We start from the raw sequence: 19960 nt of genomic DNA on the forward strand, positions 1-19960 counted from the left end.
CAACCACGAATTTCTCGATCTGAACTCCGAAAAGATTAGCGATCGCGTATAAAAGATTTCTCTGCATCGATGATTACTATTTCGCTTTATAGCCGTAGAAATCGATGTGATATTCTGTGATTCTTACGCCCGTTTGCGCTTCTACCTGTCGAATGATTTCTTCTGGAAGCTCAATATGAATGTCCAAAATTTGCTCTGTATCAAGACAATTCACATGGCTGTGAGCATCACTGATATTCCCATACAGTCGCCCATCTGAGCGCTCAATGCACTCAATAATTCCTTGTTCAGAAAGCGCTTCCAAATTCTGATACACCGAAGTATGTCCGATGTCTTTTCCTTGGCGATTTAATCGATCGTAAATTTCCCGCGCTGACAAATGTTCTTGGTCTTGCCAAAGTAATTCCAAAATGAATCGACGTTGGCGGCTCAGACGCATTCCAAGGTTTTGGCAGCGTGCGATCGCGTCATCAAGGCAACGAATCGGTTTGAGGTCTGACGTGGTTTCGGTGTTCATCGTATTGGGCAATTGCTATGAAAATTGTTGTTAACGAACCATTTCGATCGCGGAACCTGTTAGAAAATACAACTTTAATAGAAAGCTTTATTCGTTATCAGAATGCTCTAACTTCCTAACAATTGATAGAGGTTAGCTCATCTGATCTATTTCTATCACAAGCTAAAGCAAACTCGCTACAACTTTGTTTTAGAAAGCCCTACTTTTGAATCAAGTTCGTTAAACTAAATTGTTTCAACTCTGTTTCGAGGACACCGTGGCTCAATCTGTGCCGTCAAAAATTGCTCCTGCAAGTTGGGCGATCGATCAACTCCCCGGTCTAGCCGACGATGATGCGGCACGGTTAAGCGATCGCGAAATTCGCACTACTTTAGATCTTCTTAAATTGGGAAATACGCAAGATAAACGAAATAGCTTGGCAACTGAACTTCAAGTGCCGATTCGTCAATTAAACAAATGGGTCGCGCTTGCGGATCTGGCTCGAATTCCAAGTGTCGGATGCGAATACGCAGGCTTATTACTTCATGCCGGGATTGCTTCCCCGTCTCAACTGGCGCAAAGTTCGATCGGACAACTTCACCGTCAATTACTCCGACTCTACGTTTCCACCATGCAACGCCGCGATCTCTGTCCCACGACAGACCACATCGGGCTTTGGATTCAACAAGCCCGACTCCTGCGATAAGGAGATTTCTACGAAAGAGCTTACCGCTTGAAAGACTGCCCTTCGGCTTCGCTCAGGGCGCGATCTCTAGCTGACTGAGCGAAGCCGAAGACAGCGGGTAATTTGTTTTCGATAAATCTCCTAAACCGCGAAATTCATTTCACAATTCGTGCCCCTGCTTCGCTGTCTGGGAACTCTTGTAAAGTGGAATCTCGGATACAAATTAATCCGGATACCAAAACATCCCTTTGATCCCCTCTGGGTCCTGCATGAAGCCTAAATTTCGGTAGAAATTCACGACATGCGGATCAGCGAACAAAGTGATATTACTGATATCCTCACTCCGAAGCTTCTTAATCATGAACTTCATTAGAGCTTTTCCCAGCCCCTTGCCCTGGCAATCTGGATGAACCACCACATCCCAGATCGTGGCGTTAAACGCATGGTCAGAGGTGGCGCGAGCAAATCCGACGAGTCGGCGTGTCGCTCCCCGCTGTTCCCACATCGTTGCCACAAGAAAACTATGCTGAATCGCCTTTTTGACCTTTCTGAGAGGACGACGCGACCAACCGACCGCATCGCATAATTCCTCTAACTCGTAAAGGTCAATCTCTCGCTCCGTCGAGAAATAGATTCGCGAGTTGGCGCGATCGCCCGCCGTCGAGCCATCCACTGATCCGGGGATAACATAGCTCTCCGTCGAACTCGGTTTCTCGATCGAGGCATCCGTACTACTGAATAAGCTTTTCCAAAAACCCATGCCGTGGTGATAACAGTGAAGCAGTAATAGTTAGTATATCTCTCGGATTTAGGTTGCATTCCGCTGATTTTAGGGAAATGTCAGCATTTATCGGTTTGTCGATCGTTCAAAAAAATTTTCGTGTGTCGTCTACGGGCAGTCTCCACCAATGGCTCTGGGTCTAAAATCCTCCACGCTAGAACTGTTAAAGCGCTTCAATCGGGCGTTTCCCCAGTTTTATGAGCAGTTTGTTAGCAGCGAAATTCAACTGCAAAATCTACGGCTGGCTTATCAGTTGTATAAGTCGAAACAAGCCGTGATCGAGCTTAAGACCGAGGGGACGAAAAGCGCCTTGCATTTTGCGTATCGAAATCAGTCTTTTCTCCTGAGCGATATTTTTGGGGTGCTGGCGGCTTACGGCTTGACGATTCACAGCCTTAGTTTGTACGGGCAAATTTATCCCCCGATGCTGGTGTTCATTAAGCTGATCGTGTCGCGGAGTGGAAAAGCTCTGACCGATAAAACTTCTGAAAACGTGTGTCGGGCAATTCGAGAAGCACTCGCGGGACGCTTTGAAGTCGAGGAAATGCTGGCGGTCGAATTCAACTTGGATGCAGGCTTAGAACAGGTTGAGACTGAATTCTATGTCGATCCAGTCTTCCATCTGCCTGCACTGCTGATCGAAGCGGATAACCAGCCGGGGCTGTTCTACAAAGTCATGTACGCGATTTGGCAAGAGGATCTTCTAGTCGTGAATGCGAATCTTCTCGTCTGGCGGGGACGAACGCGACTGATTCTCTACCTGCTTGGACCGAATGAAAGCTTGATTCCTGAATATCTTGGTCAGAAGATTGCGGAAGGTGTGAAACAGCGATTACTCGGACGGCGATTTTAATCGCGGTAAGAGGATGCCCGGTATCATGGGAAAAGCTGTTATTGACAGGCTCTATTTATGGTTCTTCCATCGCTGCGGGTGCTGATTGTCGAGGATGACCCCATGATGCAATTGGGGTTAGAGCAATCGTTAGAAGACTATCCAGAGTTATCGATCGTTGATCAAGCCAGTGACGGATATTTAGGCGTTGAAGCGGCTCTCAAACATCGTCCAGACCTCATCGTGATGGATATCGGTTTGCCCCGTTTGGATGGAATTGCTGCGACTCAACAGATTAAAGCAGCTCTGCCAAATGTGCGAATCGTCATGCTGACTTCTCATACGTCTGAGACTGAAATCATCGCCGCGCTATCGAGTGGAGCGGATGCGTATTGTATCAAAGGCGCAGATGTCACTCGATTAATTGCCGCGATCGCTGCCGCTTCCGAAGGCGCGACTTATCTTGATCCACAAATCGCCCGCCGCGTGATCGAACATCTCAAGCCGCCCATGACGGACAGTACGATCGGGCAACTTTCCCAGCGCGAACTCGAAGTGCTTAAACTCATGGTCGAAGGCTTAAGCAATCCTGAAATTGCTGGGAAACTCTACCTCAGTCCGAATACGGTGAAAACACACGTGCGCGGCATTATGAATAAACTGGCGGTAGACGATCGCGTTCAAGCTGCTGTGGTGGCGCTCAGATCTGGATTAGTTTAATTTATTGGGAACTTTTCCTAAGTACCGTCGTCGGGATTTCGCCACTCACCCGAATTTCAGACGGTGAAACAAAAATTATCTTTCGCGATCGCTACGGACGCTAAACTAGATGAGAAATCTGTCAGATTTGGCGCGATTTGTGTGAGGATGAGTGCCGCGTTTGATCTGATTTAGGATTTTTCGCTTTGAGAAAGCCAAAATTTCCTCTTTTTGTCCAAACCACTTTTGGGATAGAGGGAGAAAGCATTGGATGGAAGCTCGATCGAGGAAAGTACACTGCAAATTTACTCAGTCAAATTGCCCAGTTTGCTCACAGCAATCAGATTTGATTGAAATATTTCTTCAAAAAGTGGCAAATCCTTGAAAACTCTTAGAACTGAGACAAGCTAATTTACTTTACGACCCACAAATTAGCAAATCAAGTTTAGAATCGAGAGGTACAATTTGTGGAAGTTAAGCAACTTAATGAGATTGCTGTTGCAAGAGAAGCGCATTGATAAGGTGGGTGTCATCTACACGCGATCGTCAAGATCTCAATGGAATTGCCCTAATTCTTCAGCACTAATTTTCTGAAATTGCTTAACTGAATTGCGACTAGCCCCCACTCAGAACTGCGATCGAATTGTGGCGATATCCACATAGACAAACCCATGACAAACCCATCGAATGAGTTCCCTGAATTGTAGAGTTGTCTCTTGTGTTTAATCGCGTAAGCCATTCGAGTTAGTTTAATATTTCACGCGGGAGGATTAATCCCTTAGAGGGACGGCAACCTCCGAGATGTGACTGTTAATCTAAATAAGCCAATGCTGAGTTGTCGATATTGCATCGCTTTCTCAAGCAAGTTATTTCACACGCCTGGAATCAGACAGATGAAATTTGAGGACATTTATCAATTTTTCAAAGATCCGCCACCCTTCTATCTCAACAAGGAATTGGCGGTCTGTTACGTTCTCGCCGTTCTCTTACGGGGAGACTCTTACGGAACCGAGTTAATTCAGCTACTTGAAACCGAATATCCGCTCTATCGTCTATCCGATACTGTTCTTTACAGTGCCCTGAAGTTTCTCGAAGATGAAGAAATGGTCACAGGCTACTGGAAGAAAGTAGAGGGTCGGGGTCGCCCTCGTCGCATGTATCAGATTAAATCTGAAGCCATGCCGCAAGCGCAAGATCTCGCCCGTCTTTGGCACGAGTATGCTGTGAAGCGTGAAACTGCCAAAGAAAATTCGGGAATTCCCCAGGTCAGCGGTGCCGAGAAATAAACAATGACCCCGTTGTTGTTTAAAGTGGTGTAATTGAGATTTTTCGTTCTTTGTTGCGCCATGACTCAGCCTGTAATTGCCTCGACGTTTCTTCTGACGGTTCTATTGATGATTGGGCTGTTTTTCTTCATTCGCGCCTCAGTCAAAGATCGAACTCAGGAAGTGCGCTTGCTATCTGACCAGTCCGAAGATTCTTTGCTGTCTCAGTTACGTGCTTATTTCGGGCAGCGATCGTATCGAGTGGCAGCGATCGACGCGAATCTTAACCAGGTCACGTTTGAGGGCGATGTTCGTCCGAGCGTTTTTCTGGCAGTGTTTCTGTCGTTTCTTGCCTCGATCGGTGTGTTGTGCCTTGTGCTCGTCCTCTCGATGGTGCTGCCCGATTGGTCAAATTTTTGGTTTGGGTTGGTGTTCTTATCCCCGTTGGCAGGAGTTTTCTACTGGAAAGGGGCAGGTCGCGTTGAGCAAGTGTCGCTGAAGGTGGAGCCAGGTTCGGATGCGTCTCAAAGTGTCATTACCGTGAAGGCGCATCGAGATGAGTTGGCGGAGTTGCAGCGGACTTTGGAATTGAAGGCGGAATAGAAACTATTCCACCAAACGTAAAAGCTCCCTTCGATGCGTTGAGGGGAGCTTTTAACATAGGTGAATGCTGGGAATGATATCGCCTAACTCAATTGAACCCGTAACCAAACACGGCTACAGTTGCACTCGCATTCAGAGCCAGCGATCGATAAAATGAGCCGTTTCTAGAAATGATGGTTAGCGGCTCCGGGATGGAACAGCAACATCGACTTCATCTTCAGAGGTTCTCAGACTGGGGAATAAGAAGTGGTTTTCTTCGACGTATTGAGCGCCGAACAGTCCTTTTTCAGCCCAGAAGTAACGATCCGTGGTATGCTCGTTTCTCTTAACCAGTAACAGCGCGGGCGGCGCGATGCCTTCAGCGTGGATGAACTTGCGAGCGGCAGTCACGGGCTTATCTTCGCCACACTCAATGCTAAACTGAGGAACGCTTTCTAAGATCCGTCTTCCCTCTTGCCGTCTCCGACTTTTCCGTTTACGTCTCCTTGCCAAACCCTTTACCTCCTTAGGTTCCAAACTGCCGAAAGTTGTAATGTTCGTTACAAAACCCGTCGAAAATATATCAGTTCCAGCCCCAGACTTCAACTTCTCTTAACGCATCTATACAATTTCTTAATTTTATTTTTCTAGATTCTTGCTATGTAACCTAGAACGGGAGTGTTTACACTCACAAAGATTAAGGAAAGTCGATGCTTAAGTGTTGGGGATCAGAGCTATCTATTAAATTAATAAGAAAAATTACTTATCGTCAACTCTTTTTTTCACAAAATCTGCCAGAAAACAGATGCTGATGCCTACAAGTTCCGAATTCATTGAGTTATGTCGATCGCAAATTGCGTTATTGACTCAAGCGATGGGGGCATCACTCAGCGTAATCTATCTTACGGAAGAATTAGTTGAGAGTTCTCAAGCCCGTTTAATGCCGATCGCAGCGTATCCGGATACTGCTGTGGCTTTAGAGCGATCGAATCGTTTGGCGCTTCCTGCGGCTGTCGAATCCCTTCCCGAAATTGACTCGATCCCCGAAGCCGGGATCACACAGCCGAGGCAGTTAGTTTTGCCGCTGATTCACGAAGAATTGGTGTTTGGCTTGCTCGTGACTGAGCGAGACGATCGACCTTGGACGAGTTGGGAGCGATCGCAGGTGGAACGAATCGCGAATACGTTATCACTGGCGTGTGTGATGGATCAACGCGCTCAATGGCTCGATCAATCTCAACGGCAACATCGATCGAGGCAGTCTCAACAGCATGATGTCTTAGATAATTTGTTGCACCAGTTAAAAAGCCCGTTAACGGCGTTACGAACGTTTGGAAAATTATTAGTTAAAAAATTACAGGCAGGCGACCCGAATCGAGAAATCGCTGGAAGTATTCTGAGAGAAAGCGATCGATTACAAGAACTTCTACAGCAGTTCGATGCAGCGATCGATCTAGATTCTGTGGATGTTCTAGCGGAGGATGCTTCTCTCGTCGGTCGTCCGATCCCACTCTTACCCGCAGGAGTTCTCACGACTTCAAACATCGAATTGACACCCTGTTCGGTGAATGAAATTCTGTTGCCGCTGATTGAAACGGCTGAAGCGATCGCGCAAGAAAAAGGGCTTTTAATTCAGACAGAAATTCCGAATTTTCTTCCGCCTGTTTCCGCCAATCCTGGAGCATTAAGAGAGGTATTGAGTAATCTGATTGATAATGCACTCAAATACACGCCATCAGGTGGAGAGGTGCATATCCGAGCGAATGAGATTCGCGATCGCGTTAATGTTTGGGTGAGCGATACCGGATATGGAATTCCGTCTGAAGATTTAGAGCGATTATTTGAGCGACATTACCGGGGAGTGCAGGCAGATGGAGAAATTCCAGGAACGGGATTGGGTTTAGCGATCGCACGTCGATTAATCGAACAAATGCACGGATCGATTCAGGTCTTTAGCCCATTAAAAAACGAGGGTTGGCTCAGTGAAGATGACCAACCCCCGAATCAGGGGACAAGTTTTGTCGTTGAACTTCAGATGGATGAAGCCTAAACTTCACCCTTCGTGGAAAATTAGGAACGTGGAAGGGTCAACGGGCTGGTGAGTTGAACGTTCAGATTGGTGTTTGGACGAATCGAGATCAAGTCAATTCGATTGCCACCGAAGATCAATCCAGCCAGTGCGCCGACACCCGTTCCGATCAAGACTTCACCTGCTCGAATATTACGATCGCCTGTCACTGCCGCAATACCCGCAGCCGCCGCACTACCTAACGCAGCATCCTTTAGGATCGTGCCAGTGTTTGCACCACGACGAACGGTTTCAGTGGTCGTAATCGGTTCAGAAGTGGCAGCGATCGCGACTTGCTGACCATTTGCCAAAGTCAACTGAGAAGCCGTGAATTGTGCTGCACCTTGCGAAACCGTCAATTGACCCGCAACTTGGCTACCTGCAGGAATCAGAACCGTCCCATCCGAGGTCACGATATTCTGAGCAACAGTCAACGTGATCGGAGTGGGTTGGGGTTCGTTCTTAGCAAGGAGAATTCGATCAGCGCGATCGTACCGAAGCGGAAGTGCGGTTCCTGCCGGAATGTTAATCGCTTGCGGTTGAGTTGGAGCCTGACCGACAATGTAAGGCGACTGAATTGCGGCGACTTGTCCAGTACTCACCAGCGATTGATAAACGAACGCAGCAACATCCGCACGAGTTGCAACTTGATTCGGATTAAGCTGTTGAACATCCGGGAAGTTGACCACGATGCGGCGTTCGGTTGCAGCAGCGATACTGTTCCGAGCAAAGTTCGGAATGCTGGCAGCATCAGCGTAAACCTGAAGGACGGTATCCGCAGGTTGAGAAGCGGTGTATCTCAAACCATTCGACAAGGAAACTAACGCTTGAGCGCGAGGAATGTTGTCATTCGGGCGAAATGTTCCGCCAGGAAATCCAGCCAAGAATCCAGTTGCGTAAGCATTTTGAATGGCTTGAAATCCCCAATAATTGCTTGGAACATCTGAGAAATTGATCGGAGTATTTACACGTGGCGCATTCGGAAATGCTTTGAGCAGAATTGCTGCAAATTGAGCGCGAGTTACCGGATCATTCGGGCGAAATGTACCATCAGGAAATCCAGCAATAATGTTACGAGAAGCGAGTTCTTGAATGAAGGGAGCAGCGAAGTTATTAGAGGCAACATCGGAGAAAGTCGATTGTGCCGAAGCGGGGGCGACCATTACCATCGGAGCCGCTGCACCTGCGATCGTACCGAGTGCCAATGTCAGAGCCAAACCAGATTTTACAGTGCTGTACATAGGTAGCTGTTTCCCAAGCGAGAGAGTTTTTTGCTGTTAATTAAGTAGATGTTTGACTGAGTTAAAAAGTTCCTGTATCTTGCGAGAGAAGTAGCTTTTTCGAGTCTCTTACTTTCGGTTGATTCGCAGTTTTTTCACTCAGTTATCTACTCTTTATATTCAACACTGACAGCCCGGTTCCTTAAGAAGTTTCTGAACTTAGGACACTTTTCAAAGTGGTTGAAGAAACCTAAGATTTGAACAGATGATTTCTGAATTTTCAGGTACGATCGACAAAATTTTTGAGGACAGAAACGGTGATTGAACTGCCCCGCTATGCGTCAAAATCGGTTCGAGAAGCAGGTAAGCAGTTTTATCTCGATACAAAGGGCGATCGCATTCCCAGTGTGACGACGATTTTGAATGCGACGAAGCCCCGTGAAGACCGAGAGCGCTTGTTCAATTGGCAGCAGCGAATCGGCGTGGAACAAGCCGCAGAGATTACCAAAACTGCGAGTCGGCGCGGAACTGGAACGCATCGCTACATTCAGAAATACCTTCAAGGGCAGGAAGTGGATTGCCCAGAGACGATTCGCCCGTATTGGGAAAGCGTTGAGCCTGTTTTGAAAACGATCGAGCAAGTTCGACTGGTTGAAGGCGTAGTGATTCACGACGAATTAGGATATGCCGGAGTCGTTGACTGTGTTGCCAGCTTTGAAGGAGTGCCTTGTATCTGTGAATGGAAAACAAGCGATCGACCGAAAAAAACCGTCGATCGCTTGTACGATTATCCACTTCAGTTAGTGGCGTATTGTGGGGCAGCGAACCAGCTATATCGCGACTATAACCTGAACCTCTGTCATGCCTTACTGGTCGTTGCAATTCCGGAAACGCCTGCGGAGATATTTTGGTTTGAGCCAGATGCGATCGACGAATATTGGCAGCAGTGGGAAGCGCGAGTACAGCAATATTGGCGGAGATTAGGCTATTTTCGTTGATCGCAGGGAATTGAGCGATTCGACACCATTCTTGTACGGTGTTGGCACATTAAAAAATTGTTTCGACAACCCGGTTCTAAGACCTGACTATCGCAAAATTAGTTCAGTTTCCACGATCGTGATGTTCATGTTTCTACTTGATACGCATCTGTGACAATCACAATCGATCTATGTCAAATTAAGCAGAAACCTCGCGTCACTATAATTCACAGCAACATAATCAAAGTATCTGATTCAGGGTGGTTTTGTTCCGGTTGGGGTTGTTTGCAATTCACCGTTTCATTTCTTGATTTACTATGACTTCTCACACCGTTAGTACTGCGTTTCTCAAACCTTTAGGAGCGACTTCAGAAAATACGATCGTGCTCGAAGCAAATGAAACGACGATCGGACGAGATCCAGGCTGTCAAATTATTTTGGCAAACGAGGGGGGTGTGTCCCGACGACACGCCGTAGTTTATCATCGAGGGCAACAATTTTCGATCGCAGATTTAAACAGTTCTAATGGAACCTTTGTAAATGGTCAGCGAATTCAGACTGAGCGGGTTCTGAGAACGGGCGATCAGATTCAGTTTGGCAGTCAAGGACCCCAATTTGCCTTTATCCTTCCGGTTGCAGACAATCCACTTCCAGCAACTCAGGCATATACGCCCAAGAACAATGTTGCACCCACTGTGATTCGGACTCCCGCGATCGCACAACCCCCAATACAACCCCCAGTACAACCCCCAGTACAACCCGTACAGCCAGCGTATGTTCCCGAAACTCCTCCCTCAAACAATTCTGTGAAATGGGGTTTGATCATCGGGAGCTTATGTGTCGGTGGAATCATACTATGGACGCTTTTAGGACTGGGGGCGAGACTACGAACCGCTGGATCTCCCAGTTCACCTCCAAGTCAGCAACCGATTTCGGCAAATCCGCCCCAGTCTCCTACCAATTCACCGCAAACGCCAACAAACTCAAGACCTTCACAAGCTCCAACAAGCTCACAACCTACACAAAATCCGCCCTCTTCACAGCCCAGCGATTCCCAGACTCCAACGTTTGCGAATGGGGTATCAAATGCGTTTGTCTGTGAGTCCACCACAAGCCAACCTTGTCCTGCAGATGCAAACAATATCACACGAGATACTTCACTTGGTTACACCGTCTTTTATTCTCGTCCTTTAGATCCTCCTGTTCGGTTCCGCTCGACGATTCGCTTTACTTCTCCAGGAGGGGAGCAGCGACAGGTCGATTTAGGCACTGATACATTTCAAACCGCCGCTCGATCGTTTACGGTTCCTCTTGGTAAACCGAACGGGGGTTGGCGACCTGGAACCTATGAGTTCGTTGTAGAAGCTCAAAATTCAGGCAGAAGAATTATTCAGTCTCAGAGGGTTGTAATTCCGTAGGGCAAAGCGCTCTGAATATTTGTTTTCCGGTACTGTTATGCCAAAAGCGATCGTTCTCCTTTCCGGCGGTTTAGATTCCGCCACGACAACTGCACAAGCGATTTCAGATGGATATGAAGCGATCGCGCTTTCTTTCCGCTACGGTCAGCGACACGATCGGGAACTCGAAGCCGCTCAAGTTTTGGCAAAACACTTCAATCTGTCGCAGCATTTTGTAATTGATGTGAATTTGGCGCAGTGGGGCGGATCAGCATTGACCGATAGCGCGATCGAAGTTCCGACCGAAGGAATTCAGGCAGATGTGATTCCAATTACTTATGTTCCTGGGCGGAATACAGTGTTTATTGCGATCGCGCTTTCTCTCGCGGAGGCTCAATCGGCAGAGGCAATTTATCTTGGAATTAATGCGGTCGATTATTCTGGCTATCCCGATTGTCGTCCGGAGTATCTGGCTGCCTTTCAAATGCTGGCTCAGTTGTCTTCAAAGGCAGGATTAGAAGGGAAAGCGCCGAAGTTAGTTGCGCCGCTGGTAATCGATTCTAAGACCGATATCGTGAAAAGAGCGATCGCGCTTGGAGTCCCGATCGAGAAAACTTGGTCGTGCTATCAGGGTGGAGAACTGCCTTGTGGAGTCTGTGATTCTTGTCGAATTCGCGATCGAGCTTTAATTGAAGTGGGATATCCAGAACTTGCTACTGCTCAAGGGCGAGAGTTTTATCAGAAATAGCTTAAGAATTGCTTCAGAAAATTGAACAAAAACTTAAATCTAAACAAAAAGAGTTCTAGATACGTTTCTGAATAAAGTTACGACGAAATCTAAAAGAAATCAGTAGCAAATTCGCTGAGTTTTTATTCAGAAACTCGCCTTATTTCTGCGATATTTAGTTGATTAAACGCAAATTTTCAAGGAAATAGATCGTCAATAATCAGGGAATGTTAGAACTCGCTACATCTCGGCAAAGCCTTATATATCCAGGAAAATCTCAATCAGTTATTGAAGGTAAGAGCACCAAAAAGCGTTCCACTTAATTCATAACTTCAAAAGAACTTGAAGATTTCACTGAAAAAGTTTACCCGAAGTATTTCTAAAAGATTAAAAGCTAAGAAATACCGAAGCATAAAAACCGACAATCAAGGATTGAAACTGAATCACCAAAAGAATTTCATCAATTTTGATCACCGAAATTCCAAATTCAACAGTCGCTATATTAAGACTCAGATTGGTACTTTCGTCATGGTTCTTCCGTCGTCCACATACATTCTACTTTTAGCGCCACAAATCGAAGAATTGCAGGGATTAGAATCGTTGCTCCAGCAAGCCGCTTTCGATGTAGAGATCGTGGACACTGCTGATCAAGCCCTGGTAAGGATCAGTCAGAATCCTCCTTGTCTCGTGATTTTGCAGGAGCATCTTCGATCTGAAGCTACGATTCATCAACTTAGAACGATCGCAAATGCCGATCGTATGACCTTGGTAATCGTCACTGAGACTGACTCTCCAAGTTGGCTCCATCAAGACCAGCATCCCGATGTCGATGGCTTTCTGGTCAAACCTTTAAGTTCAGATGTTCTATTTTCTCTGATTCACTCCGCATCCGCCCGTCAATACTGTCAGCAAATTTGAAACTCTGTTAAAGATTGCTGACATATCCGAGCATCTACCTAGAGACAGAGTTTCTTAATTCCTTCTAAAACGTAATAACTAAAACTGATTATTTAGAGCGCTTACCTTTGATTTGATACACTCTAAATAATCACTGGTTATTAGCAGGTTAAGGGGACTAAATACAGTCAGACACCCTTTACCTATTAGCATTCAGGCTTAATTTGCGAGAGCGCATCTTATTAATGAACCTAATCAAGAGAGTGCGTCATGTTCACAAAATTGGGCTACCGTTATCAACAGAACAGCGAAACATCTATCACTTTTGGGGGTGGCAGAGAGAAACAAGCGTGGATCACACCAGAATTTTGCGATAGATTTGAGTCAAGATTGAAAGCCTCAATCGTCCACAACTTTCACCCGGTTAAACACATCACCGTACAAACTTGAAACGACGCGCAATCACATTGGTCGCGCTCTTCGGAATGGCAACGTGAATGCTAAGTACAGTAGATTTGCCTTAATCGATTCCATAAAGAAATCAGAAAAAGGGTGCAACTTTTGTGAGAAAGGCTACAATCGGGGAGACATTCCAATCATTTAGAAATAATGATCTCAGAAATTCAGATTGTGCCAACCGTATTTCCCCGGAACATTGGGACAGTGACTAATTTCAAATAGATCATTTTACCGATCGCTCGACTGCATTCCAGTGGACGAGAGCGAGCTTGTTTTCGCTTGCCATCGACACCCCTGAATCAGCCAGACTGCATCGAAGTGACCAACATCTGTTTCAGTGCTGGGACATTTTACTTCATTACTTAAGGAGCATGAGGAACGCGGCATGACCCAAGCCAAAGACTTACTTGTTGAAGAAGCATTCGACCCTTCAGAAGCTCTAGAGGTTGAGCTAGAACTCGACGACCTGGATGATACGGATGATCTAGGAGAGGATGACGAAGAGGGGAAACCCGGTAAGGGGCGTGCAACTCGTCGCCGGACTCAAGCGAAGAAGAAGCACTACACCGAAGATTCGATTCGGTTGTACTTGCAAGAAATCGGTCGAATTCGCCTGCTTCGTGCAGATGAGGAAATCGAACTTGCACGAAAAATTGCAGACTTGCTGGAACTGGAGCGGATTCGGTTCAAGTTAGCAGACAAGCTCGATCGAGAACCGACGGATGCAGATTGGGCACAAGAGGTGAAGATGCCTCTGCCCCAATTCCGTCACCGTCTCCATTTGGGTCGTCGCGCCAAAGACAAAATGGTGCAGTCGAACCTGAGATTGGTGGTGTCGATCGCGAAAAAATATATGAATCGCGGTTTGTCCTTCCAAGACTTGATCCAAGAAGGTAGCTTGGGTCTGATTCGGGCGGCTGAAAAGTTCGACCACGAAAAAGGCTACAAGTTCTCGACGTATGCAACCTGGTGGATTCGTCAGGCAATTACAAGAGCGATCGCAGATCAATCGAGAACGATTCGTCTTCCGGTTCACTTGTACGAAACCATTTCCCGCATCAAAAAGACAACGAAACTGTTGTCTCAAGAAATGGGACGCAAGCCGACTGAAGAAGAGATCGCGACTCGGATGGAAATGACGATCGAGAAGCTTCGTTTCATCGCTAAGTCCGCACAGTTGCCGATTTCGTTGGAAACCCCGATCGGGAAAGAAGAAGATTCTCGCTTGGGTGACTTTATTGAATCTGATGGTGAAACACCAGAAGATCAGGTTTCTAAGAACTTGCTGCGGGAAGATCTTGAAGGCGTGTTGGCAACTCTTAGCCCACGCGAAAAAGATGTATTGCGCTTACGCTATGGTTTGGATGATGGTCGGATGAAGACCCTCGAAGAAATCGGACAAATCTTCAACGTGACTCGCGAACGGATTCGTCAGATAGAAGCGAAGGCACTGCGGAAACTCCGTCACCCGAATCGCAACAGTGTTCTGAAAGAATACATTCGTTAAGGTTCAACCATTTCTGATTATTTGCCCGATCGTGTTAGTGCGATCGGGTTTTTTAGTAGAAATTCAAGATGCCCACCGAATAGAATTCGGGGCTACACAAACAAAGTGTACCTCCGTACACTAACAGCCCATTTCTGGGTCAACATTTACAAGCTCAACGAATAGTGATAAAAACTTTCATCTCTCACATATCCACGAGATTCATAAAGAGTTTGAGCGGTCGCGTTAGAGATTTGCGTTGATAAAGCAATTCGGACGGCTCCAGTTTCTCGTGCAAAACTTTCTGCTGTATCTATGAGGCGCTTTGCAATCCCTTGCTGGCGATGAGATTGCTCTACAAATAAGTCATTCAGAATCCAGACTCGGCGCATCGATACCGAGGAAAAACTTGGATAAAGCTGAGTGAATCCAACACTTTGTTCTTGATTACGAGCTAAGAAAATAACGGAGTCATTCTTTTGGAAGCGTTCCTGAAGAAAAGCGATCGCAGCTTCAAGATTTGAGGGTTGCTGATAGAAGACCCGATACTGATCAAATAGCCTCGAAACTGCTTCAAGGTCTCCTAGTTGAGCGCGGACAATTTCCATTTTTGCTCCTTAGCACTTTCAAACCTTGTCAATTTAACATCTAGAAGTGTGCTGATAGGTTTCAAACCGAAAGCCGTTTCTCTGATCGGAGCGAATCAATTGGAATTCATCCAAATGTTCGCGCCATTCCAAAAAATGCACATCGCCTTCGTAATCGCCTTCGACGATCGTTAATTCCATACAATCAACAAACTCCAAAGCCTGCCGATAAATTGACGCTCCACCAATCACAAATAATTTCTCAGCAGGACGATCGAGCGCTTCAGACAGCGATCGTACAAATTCCACATTCGGCTGATCCGACTGAAAAGATTGTGAGGAAACGATAACGTTTATCCGCTGGGACAAAGGGCGTTTTTGCAGATCAAATTCCCATGTTTTTCGCCCCATAATGACGGTATGATTCAGCGTGAGTTGACGAAACCGCTGCAAATCTTCTGGGATCGACCAGGGTAACTTGCCTCGATCGCCGATGACACCGTTTGTTTGAGCGATCGCAGCAATTAAGATAACTTCAGGCATTTCTCACAAGTGAATTCAATTTCGGCAAAGTTGAGCAACTTTTTCAACTCTGTATAACGATGCAGTTGCAAAAAGTTCCTCAGCCACATTGGTCACAATTCCTTACAAGATTAGACACATTGTTACCGTTGATGATTACAATTTGTAAAATCCTATCGATATTGATTTATCCTAAATCACGCGCTTACTCTCTTCCTGATGGATGTAAATGGATACTGAGAATTATTTGAACCACCCAACGTTTGGGTTGCTCTTTCGGGTGTGTTTGGTTGAGGAAAATCGAGAATTATTCAGTACACTCTACGCGCAACGGTTATTTTTTGTGGTGTATCACAGCGCGGACGGCTTGGAGTTTGAACCGATCGGGCGGACAGATGCCAAAGTTCTTGTCGAAAATCGGATGAGAATGTTGCGTCGATCGGGGATGTACAAGGAGTACGATCAACTCCAGAAGGTTCACCAAAACACATTCCAATGATTGCCTCGCTTCAAGACCATATTTCTGAGTTTTGCGCCAAGATTCCCCCAACTGTGCGAATTATTGCAGTGACAAAAACGGTTTCACCTGAAGCGATGAGAGCCGCGTATGCTGCTGGAATTCGAGATTTTGGCGAAAATCGAGTTCAGGAAGCAGAGAGCAAACGGGCGGAATTGCAAGATTTAACCGATGTGACGTGGCATTTTATCGGACATTTGCAGAGTAATAAAGCGCAGAAAGCGATCGAGCTTTTTGATTGGATTCAGTCGATCGATAGTTTGAAGCTGGCACAACGACTCGATCGATTGGCAGGAGAAAGAAGTCTCAAGCCGCAAGTTTGTCTGCAAGTAAAGCTCCGACCTGATCCAAATAAAGCTGGATTCTCAGTGGCAGAACTTTGGGAGGCAGTCCCACAGCTTGAACGCTTAGAAAATTTGCAGATTCGAGGATTAATGGTGATTCCGCCGATCGATCTTGAATCTGCCGAAACTTTGGAATTATTCCAGCAGGCGAAAGAGATTGGGGAAAAGATTCGACAGCAGAGCAATCTTCCACTCGATCAGATGTCGATGGGAATGTCAGATGATTACGCGATCGCAATTCAAGCAGGCGCAACGATGATTCGACCAGGGCGCGTTTTGTTTGGTGCGAGATCTTAAAAAGAACTGTTGAGCTTTGAGAAATTGATGGTACTGTAGGTAGTCCTGTTAGAACTGTGATTGAGACTGTGTAGTTCGATTGCTTCCTAACTGTTCCTTCTGTGTAAAAAACGTTACTTAAGTACGGTACTGAAATCTCGGCTCTCAGCATTGGCGTGATTCTTTTCAGTTCCAAATGCCCCCAGTTTAGATCTCAAGAAACTTACGCCGGAATTCTGTTAAATTGCGATCGTTTCTTTCTCTTCAAAATTGCCTGTAACTCCGAAGGTTACTCTGCGATCGCAACAATTTAGAGCCGCTAGAACTCGCTTCCACACCGAAATGCAACAAAATTAAAAGAAATCTTCAGAAAAGTGATCCAACTTTCAAAACTACCGATACAATGCACCCGGAGACAAAAAAACTCCAAAAAATCTATTCAAGTTCGATCGCTGGATGTATACTGATTTTTCAATTCGTTATTTGTGCGGCAGTATAAGAACATTTCTAAGCTGTCAAACCACAAAATGGAATTCGCCCGTTGGCGAAGCAGCTTAGCGTTAAGCACCAGTGATCAAACTTATCAGGTGGCTCTGCTACTCTCAATGACTTGACCGTACTTTTCCAGCAAATTTGATTCGGATGGAGCGTGAACAGTGAGTATCTTCAGTAAATTACGGGATTTCGTCGGACTAAATGAACCCGTTGAATACGAATACGAATACGATGAAATGGATGGACAAGAGTATCAGACACTTTATCAGGAAGAGTCCGCTGCTCCCCCTGCTCCGGTCGCTGTGAATGAAGAAGAAAACCGGACTCGCCGCACAAACCGTTTTCGCGATCGTGCTGTCGGAATTGGAAGTGAAACTACTGGTGTAGGAGCCGCTATGAATAATGTGATTGGAATGCCGGGTGCAGCAAACGGAATTTCGGAAGTCGTGGTCGTTGAACCCCGCACGTTTGAAGAAATGCCCCAAGTGATTCAAGCTTTGCGCGAACGCAAATCTGTTGTGTTGAATCTAACGATTATGGACCCCGATCAAGCGCAACGTGCAGTTGATTTCGTCGCGGGTGGAACTTATGCGATCGATGGTCATCAAGAGCGCATCGGTGAGAGCATTTTCCTCTTCACACCGAGCTGTGTTCAAGTCAGCACTCAAGCAGGCGTGTTGAACGAAGTGCCTCAACCTGCTCCTGCTGCTCGTCCTCGTGCCGCTGCTCCGACTCCTGCATGGGGCGCAGAACCGAGATCTGCTCAAGGTTAGAGAGATGTGTTGTGGATAGGAAGCGGCGAGAGTGGGGAGTAGGGAGTAGCAATAAGTTCCCCCTCCACCCCCCACTCCCTACTCCCTACTTCTGATTCGAGGATGGTAGATTGGCTAAACAATTTGGCATGATTGGCGGCGGGATGATGGGAGAAGCTCTCTTGTCCCGCCTTGTTGCACAGCAAGTGTTTGAACCGAGCGCGATCGTGGTGAGTGAACCGAATCGATCGCGCCAAGAGTTTTTGGCAAAACAGTATCAAATTCAAGTTACCGATCAGAATCGACAAGCAGCGGATTCGGATGTGATTTTGCTGGCAATTAAACCGCAAGTCTTTCCGCAGATTGCTCAAGAGTTTGCAGGTGAAAAGATTTCTGCATTAGTCATTTCGATTCTGGCAGGAACACCGATCGCACAATTAGAAGCTGCGTTTCCTGGTGCGCCCGTGGTTCGAGCGATGCCGAATACACCTGCCGCAGTTGGAGCGGGAATTACTGCGATCGCATCAGGTCAACACGCTCAACCGCATCACATTGAGCAAGCTAAAAAGATTCTCGGAACTGTAGGCGAAGTCGTGGAAGTTCCTGAATCGATGTTAGATGCCGTTACAGGATTATCTGGATCAGGACCAGGCTATATTGCGATCGTTATCGAAGCTTTAGCAGATGGCGGAGTTGCAGCCGGATTACCGAGAGCGATCGCCCTAAAATTAGCCATTCAAACGGTGAAGGGAACAGCTCAACTCTTACAAGAGTCAGAGATTCATCCGGGTGAATTGAAAGATCGGGTGACGAGTCCAGGCGGAACTACGATCGCGGGAATTGCCGAACTCGAAAAAGCTGGAATGCGATCGGCATTTATCGAAGCGGTAAAGGCAGCCGTTCAGCGCTCTAAAGAACTCGGACAATAATATGAATCCAATGTTAAAATCTGGGCGATCTCGTCCACAGGCGGCTTCTATGCGTTGGTCTTCTGTTCTCAAATTTTTTCTCGGTGTGTTTTTCGCGATCGCGCTGCTTGCTGCGGGTGCTGTGGTTGCCGCAAAAGTGATGATGGCGCGTCTTTCGGTCATGCCGCCTAAGCCAACGTTTCCGAATGATACTCCGACGAAACCTGCTGCAAAACCCGCTGCAAAGCCCGCTGCAAGTCCTACAGCAGCTAGACCAGATACGGCTGAGAAACCGCTGCCACCGGGCGCATTTTCGGCACGAGTGACCCAATCGATCGGGCTTGTGGTTCGGGATGCTCCAGGGGGTGAAGGCGGCTCGATCGGGGGCGTGGATTTTAACGATCGTGTGACGGTATTAGAAACAAACGCCGATAAGACTTGGCAAAGAATCCGATTAAGCAATGGACAAGAAGGCTGGATTCGGGCTGGAAATGTTGAGCAAGTATCTCAATAATAATTTGGAACTCGCTATGATTCGATTAACTACGCTTGATGACACAGAAGCGTTACTTGCTCTAGCAGAAGCAACAGGTCTTTTCGAGTCGAACCAAGTCGAAGAGCTTGCTCAAATGCTAGAGCAGTATTTCAGTGACAAAACAGGCAGTCAAGAGATGTGGTTTACCGACTGCGATGATGAACCTGTCGGCATTGCTTATGTTGCACCAGAGCGAATGACCGAAGGAACCTGGAATCTCTATTTAATTGCTATTCATCCTAATCATCAACGAAAGGGACGAGGAGCCAATCTACTACACCATGTTGAGAAAACACTGGTTGAACGTGGTGAGCGCGTCCTGCTAGTAACCCAAGTTGCTAGTTAGAAGCGGTCAGGGAGCAAAGCCAATAAAATCTCTTCAAGATGTTGACCCTCGAAGAGAAGAAAAATGCTTGACGAAATTATAGCGATTTATGCAATTACCGACGACTT

General features: G+C 46.5%; 23 protein-coding genes. 17 read left to right on the plus strand and 6 right to left on the minus strand.

From position 1 onward, the window contains the following. Positions 1–76 precede the first annotated feature (76 nt). On the minus strand, positions 77–517 hold the full coding sequence (locus tag ACQ4M5_RS21475) for a Fur family transcriptional regulator (RefSeq protein WP_430677728.1): 441 nt from the start codon (positions 515–517) through the stop codon (positions 77–79). Between the two features lie 256 nt (positions 518–773). Here ACQ4M5_RS21475 and ACQ4M5_RS21480 point away from each other — a divergent pair, with 256 nt between their 5' ends. Further along, positions 774–1202: a DUF4332 domain-containing protein gene (locus tag ACQ4M5_RS21480; protein WP_430677729.1), complete on the plus strand. Its 429-nt coding sequence runs from the start codon at positions 774–776 to the stop codon at positions 1200–1202. Positions 1203–1404: 202 nt separating this feature from the next. On the opposite strand, the gene ACQ4M5_RS21485 is transcribed toward ACQ4M5_RS21480, so the two are convergent. Beyond that, a complete protein-coding gene (locus ACQ4M5_RS21485; protein ID WP_430677730.1) occupies positions 1405–1941 on the minus strand; it encodes a GNAT family N-acetyltransferase in 537 nt (178 codons plus the stop codon). 148 nt (positions 1942–2089) lie between these two features. Between ACQ4M5_RS21485 and ACQ4M5_RS21490 the strand changes: the two genes are divergently transcribed. The 4 genes from ACQ4M5_RS21490 to ACQ4M5_RS21505 all read left to right on the plus strand — a co-directional run bounded on the left by ACQ4M5_RS21490 (position 2090) and on the right by ACQ4M5_RS21505 (position 5361). Beyond that, positions 2090–2815 (plus strand): hypothetical protein, encoded by a 726-nt coding sequence (locus ACQ4M5_RS21490; RefSeq protein ID WP_058995347.1) that lies wholly within the window; start codon positions 2090–2092, stop codon positions 2813–2815. Between the two features lie 57 nt (positions 2816–2872). Then, entirely contained in the window at positions 2873–3514 is a 642-nt protein-coding gene (locus tag ACQ4M5_RS21495) for a response regulator (protein WP_430677731.1), read from the plus strand. An 872-nt stretch (positions 3515–4386) separates the two neighbouring features. Beyond that, positions 4387–4779 (plus strand): PadR family transcriptional regulator, encoded by a 393-nt coding sequence (locus ACQ4M5_RS21500; RefSeq protein ID WP_430677732.1) that lies wholly within the window; start codon positions 4387–4389, stop codon positions 4777–4779. A 60-nt stretch (positions 4780–4839) separates the two neighbouring features. Further along, a complete protein-coding gene (locus tag ACQ4M5_RS21505; protein ID WP_430677733.1) occupies positions 4840–5361 on the plus strand; it encodes a cofactor assembly of complex C subunit B in 522 nt (173 codons plus the stop codon). A gap of 177 nt (positions 5362–5538) precedes the next feature. Here the strand turns inward: ACQ4M5_RS21505 and ACQ4M5_RS21510 are convergent, their stop codons facing one another. Next, positions 5539–5853, minus strand: coding sequence for a DUF3155 domain-containing protein (locus ACQ4M5_RS21510; RefSeq protein WP_430677735.1), 315 nt, complete (start codon positions 5851–5853; stop codon positions 5539–5541). Between the two features lie 292 nt (positions 5854–6145). Between ACQ4M5_RS21510 and ACQ4M5_RS21515 the strand changes: the two genes are divergently transcribed. Further along, complete coding sequence (locus ACQ4M5_RS21515) at positions 6146–7390, plus strand: GAF domain-containing sensor histidine kinase (protein WP_430677736.1); 1245 nt, start codon at positions 6146–6148, stop codon at positions 7388–7390. A gap of 20 nt (positions 7391–7410) precedes the next feature. Here ACQ4M5_RS21515 and ACQ4M5_RS21520 read toward each other — a convergent pair whose 3' ends face one another. Then, a complete protein-coding gene (locus ACQ4M5_RS21520) occupies positions 7411–8649 on the minus strand; it encodes an S-layer homology domain-containing protein (RefSeq protein WP_430677737.1) in 1239 nt (412 codons plus the stop codon). 296 nt (positions 8650–8945) lie between these two features. On the opposite strand from ACQ4M5_RS21520, the gene ACQ4M5_RS21525 reads away from it, so the two are divergent. From ACQ4M5_RS21525 to rpoD, 5 genes are all read left to right on the plus strand, one after another. Then, positions 8946–9626, plus strand: coding sequence for a PD-(D/E)XK nuclease family protein (locus ACQ4M5_RS21525; protein ID WP_430677738.1), 681 nt, complete (start codon positions 8946–8948; stop codon positions 9624–9626). Between the two features lie 296 nt (positions 9627–9922). Then, positions 9923–11023 (plus strand): FHA domain-containing protein, encoded by a 1101-nt coding sequence (locus ACQ4M5_RS21530; protein WP_430677739.1) that lies wholly within the window; start codon positions 9923–9925, stop codon positions 11021–11023. A gap of 37 nt (positions 11024–11060) precedes the next feature. Next, a complete protein-coding gene (gene queC, locus ACQ4M5_RS21535) occupies positions 11061–11750 on the plus strand; it encodes a 7-cyano-7-deazaguanine synthase QueC (RefSeq protein ID WP_430677740.1) in 690 nt (229 codons plus the stop codon). A 507-nt stretch (positions 11751–12257) separates the two neighbouring features. Further along, positions 12258–12647 (plus strand): hypothetical protein, encoded by a 390-nt coding sequence (locus tag ACQ4M5_RS21540; RefSeq protein ID WP_430677741.1) that lies wholly within the window; start codon positions 12258–12260, stop codon positions 12645–12647. An 823-nt stretch (positions 12648–13470) separates the two neighbouring features. After that, entirely contained in the window at positions 13471–14592 is a 1122-nt protein-coding gene (gene rpoD / locus ACQ4M5_RS21545; protein WP_430677742.1) for an RNA polymerase sigma factor RpoD, read from the plus strand. A 146-nt stretch (positions 14593–14738) separates the two neighbouring features. Here rpoD and ACQ4M5_RS21550 read toward each other — a convergent pair whose 3' ends face one another. Then, complete coding sequence (locus ACQ4M5_RS21550; RefSeq protein WP_430677743.1) at positions 14739–15179, minus strand: GNAT family N-acetyltransferase; 441 nt, start codon at positions 15177–15179, stop codon at positions 14739–14741. A gap of 33 nt (positions 15180–15212) precedes the next feature. Continuing rightward, a complete protein-coding gene (locus ACQ4M5_RS21555) occupies positions 15213–15701 on the minus strand; it encodes a dihydrofolate reductase (RefSeq protein WP_430677744.1) in 489 nt (162 codons plus the stop codon). Between the two features lie 208 nt (positions 15702–15909). On the opposite strand from ACQ4M5_RS21555, the gene pipX reads away from it, so the two are divergent. The 6 genes from pipX (at position 15910) to ACQ4M5_RS21585 (ending at position 19853) form a co-directional block, all read left to right on the plus strand. After that, positions 15910–16179 carry a transcriptional coactivator PipX gene (pipX, locus tag ACQ4M5_RS21560; RefSeq protein ID WP_430677745.1) on the plus strand — a complete coding sequence of 90 codons (270 nt, stop codon included), beginning with the start codon at positions 15910–15912 and terminating at the stop codon, positions 16177–16179. Then, entirely contained in the window at positions 16176–16838 is a 663-nt protein-coding gene (locus ACQ4M5_RS21565; RefSeq protein ID WP_430677746.1) for a YggS family pyridoxal phosphate-dependent enzyme, read from the plus strand. The genes pipX and ACQ4M5_RS21565 overlap by 4 nt, the downstream gene beginning before the upstream one ends. A 635-nt stretch (positions 16839–17473) precedes the next feature. After that, positions 17474–18085: a cell division protein SepF gene (locus ACQ4M5_RS21570; RefSeq protein ID WP_430677747.1), complete on the plus strand. Its 612-nt coding sequence runs from the start codon at positions 17474–17476 to the stop codon at positions 18083–18085. A gap of 110 nt (positions 18086–18195) precedes the next feature. Beyond that, complete coding sequence (proC, locus tag ACQ4M5_RS21575; RefSeq protein WP_430677748.1) at positions 18196–18993, plus strand: pyrroline-5-carboxylate reductase; 798 nt, start codon at positions 18196–18198, stop codon at positions 18991–18993. Between the two features lie 49 nt (positions 18994–19042). Continuing rightward, the gene (locus ACQ4M5_RS21580; protein ID WP_430677749.1) at positions 19043–19486 is read left to right on the plus strand and encodes an SH3 domain-containing protein; all 444 of its coding nucleotides are present in this window, start codon (positions 19043–19045) and stop codon (positions 19484–19486) included. 16 nt (positions 19487–19502) lie between these two features. Next, the gene (locus ACQ4M5_RS21585) at positions 19503–19853 is read left to right on the plus strand and encodes a GNAT family N-acetyltransferase (RefSeq protein WP_430677750.1); all 351 of its coding nucleotides are present in this window, start codon (positions 19503–19505) and stop codon (positions 19851–19853) included. Positions 19854–19960 lie beyond the last annotated feature (107 nt).

This window comes from Leptolyngbya sp. AN10 (genome assembly GCF_050565645.1).
In the GTDB taxonomy this organism is placed as follows: Bacteria; Cyanobacteriota; Cyanobacteriia; order Leptolyngbyales; family Leptolyngbyaceae; genus Leptolyngbya.

What these genes read in the sequence shown, in the direction of transcription:
- ACQ4M5_RS21475 (WP_430677728.1), bottom strand. Translation starts at nt 517, where the DNA reads ATGAACACCGAAACCACGTCAGACCTCAAACCGATTCGTTGCCTTGAT.
- ACQ4M5_RS21485 (WP_430677730.1), bottom strand. Translation starts at nt 1,941, where the DNA reads ATGGGTTTTTGGAAAAGCTTATTCAGTAGTACGGATGCCTCGATCGAG.
- ACQ4M5_RS21490 (WP_058995347.1), top strand. Translation starts at nt 2,090, where the DNA reads ATGGCTCTGGGTCTAAAATCCTCCACGCTAGAACTGTTAAAGCGCTTC.
- ACQ4M5_RS21495 (WP_430677731.1), top strand. Translation starts at nt 2,873, where the DNA reads ATGGTTCTTCCATCGCTGCGGGTGCTGATTGTCGAGGATGACCCCATG.
- ACQ4M5_RS21500 (WP_430677732.1), top strand. Translation starts at nt 4,387, where the DNA reads ATGAAATTTGAGGACATTTATCAATTTTTCAAAGATCCGCCACCCTTC.
- ACQ4M5_RS21505 (WP_430677733.1), top strand. Translation starts at nt 4,840, where the DNA reads ATGACTCAGCCTGTAATTGCCTCGACGTTTCTTCTGACGGTTCTATTG.
- ACQ4M5_RS21515 (WP_430677736.1), top strand. Translation starts at nt 6,146, where the DNA reads ATGCTGATGCCTACAAGTTCCGAATTCATTGAGTTATGTCGATCGCAA.
- ACQ4M5_RS21520 (WP_430677737.1), bottom strand. Translation starts at nt 8,649, where the DNA reads ATGTACAGCACTGTAAAATCTGGTTTGGCTCTGACATTGGCACTCGGT.
- ACQ4M5_RS21530 (WP_430677739.1), top strand. Translation starts at nt 9,923, where the DNA reads ATGACTTCTCACACCGTTAGTACTGCGTTTCTCAAACCTTTAGGAGCG.
- queC (WP_430677740.1), top strand. Translation starts at nt 11,061, where the DNA reads ATGCCAAAAGCGATCGTTCTCCTTTCCGGCGGTTTAGATTCCGCCACG.
- ACQ4M5_RS21540 (WP_430677741.1), top strand. Translation starts at nt 12,258, where the DNA reads ATGGTTCTTCCGTCGTCCACATACATTCTACTTTTAGCGCCACAAATC.
- rpoD (WP_430677742.1), top strand. Translation starts at nt 13,471, where the DNA reads ATGACCCAAGCCAAAGACTTACTTGTTGAAGAAGCATTCGACCCTTCA.
- ACQ4M5_RS21550 (WP_430677743.1), bottom strand. Translation starts at nt 15,179, where the DNA reads ATGGAAATTGTCCGCGCTCAACTAGGAGACCTTGAAGCAGTTTCGAGG.
- ACQ4M5_RS21555 (WP_430677744.1), bottom strand. Translation starts at nt 15,701, where the DNA reads ATGCCTGAAGTTATCTTAATTGCTGCGATCGCTCAAACAAACGGTGTC.
- pipX (WP_430677745.1), top strand. Translation starts at nt 15,910, where the DNA reads ATGGATACTGAGAATTATTTGAACCACCCAACGTTTGGGTTGCTCTTT.
- ACQ4M5_RS21565 (WP_430677746.1), top strand. Translation starts at nt 16,176, where the DNA reads ATGATTGCCTCGCTTCAAGACCATATTTCTGAGTTTTGCGCCAAGATT.
- ACQ4M5_RS21580 (WP_430677749.1), top strand. Translation starts at nt 19,043, where the DNA reads ATGCGTTGGTCTTCTGTTCTCAAATTTTTTCTCGGTGTGTTTTTCGCG.
- ACQ4M5_RS21585 (WP_430677750.1), top strand. Translation starts at nt 19,503, where the DNA reads ATGATTCGATTAACTACGCTTGATGACACAGAAGCGTTACTTGCTCTA.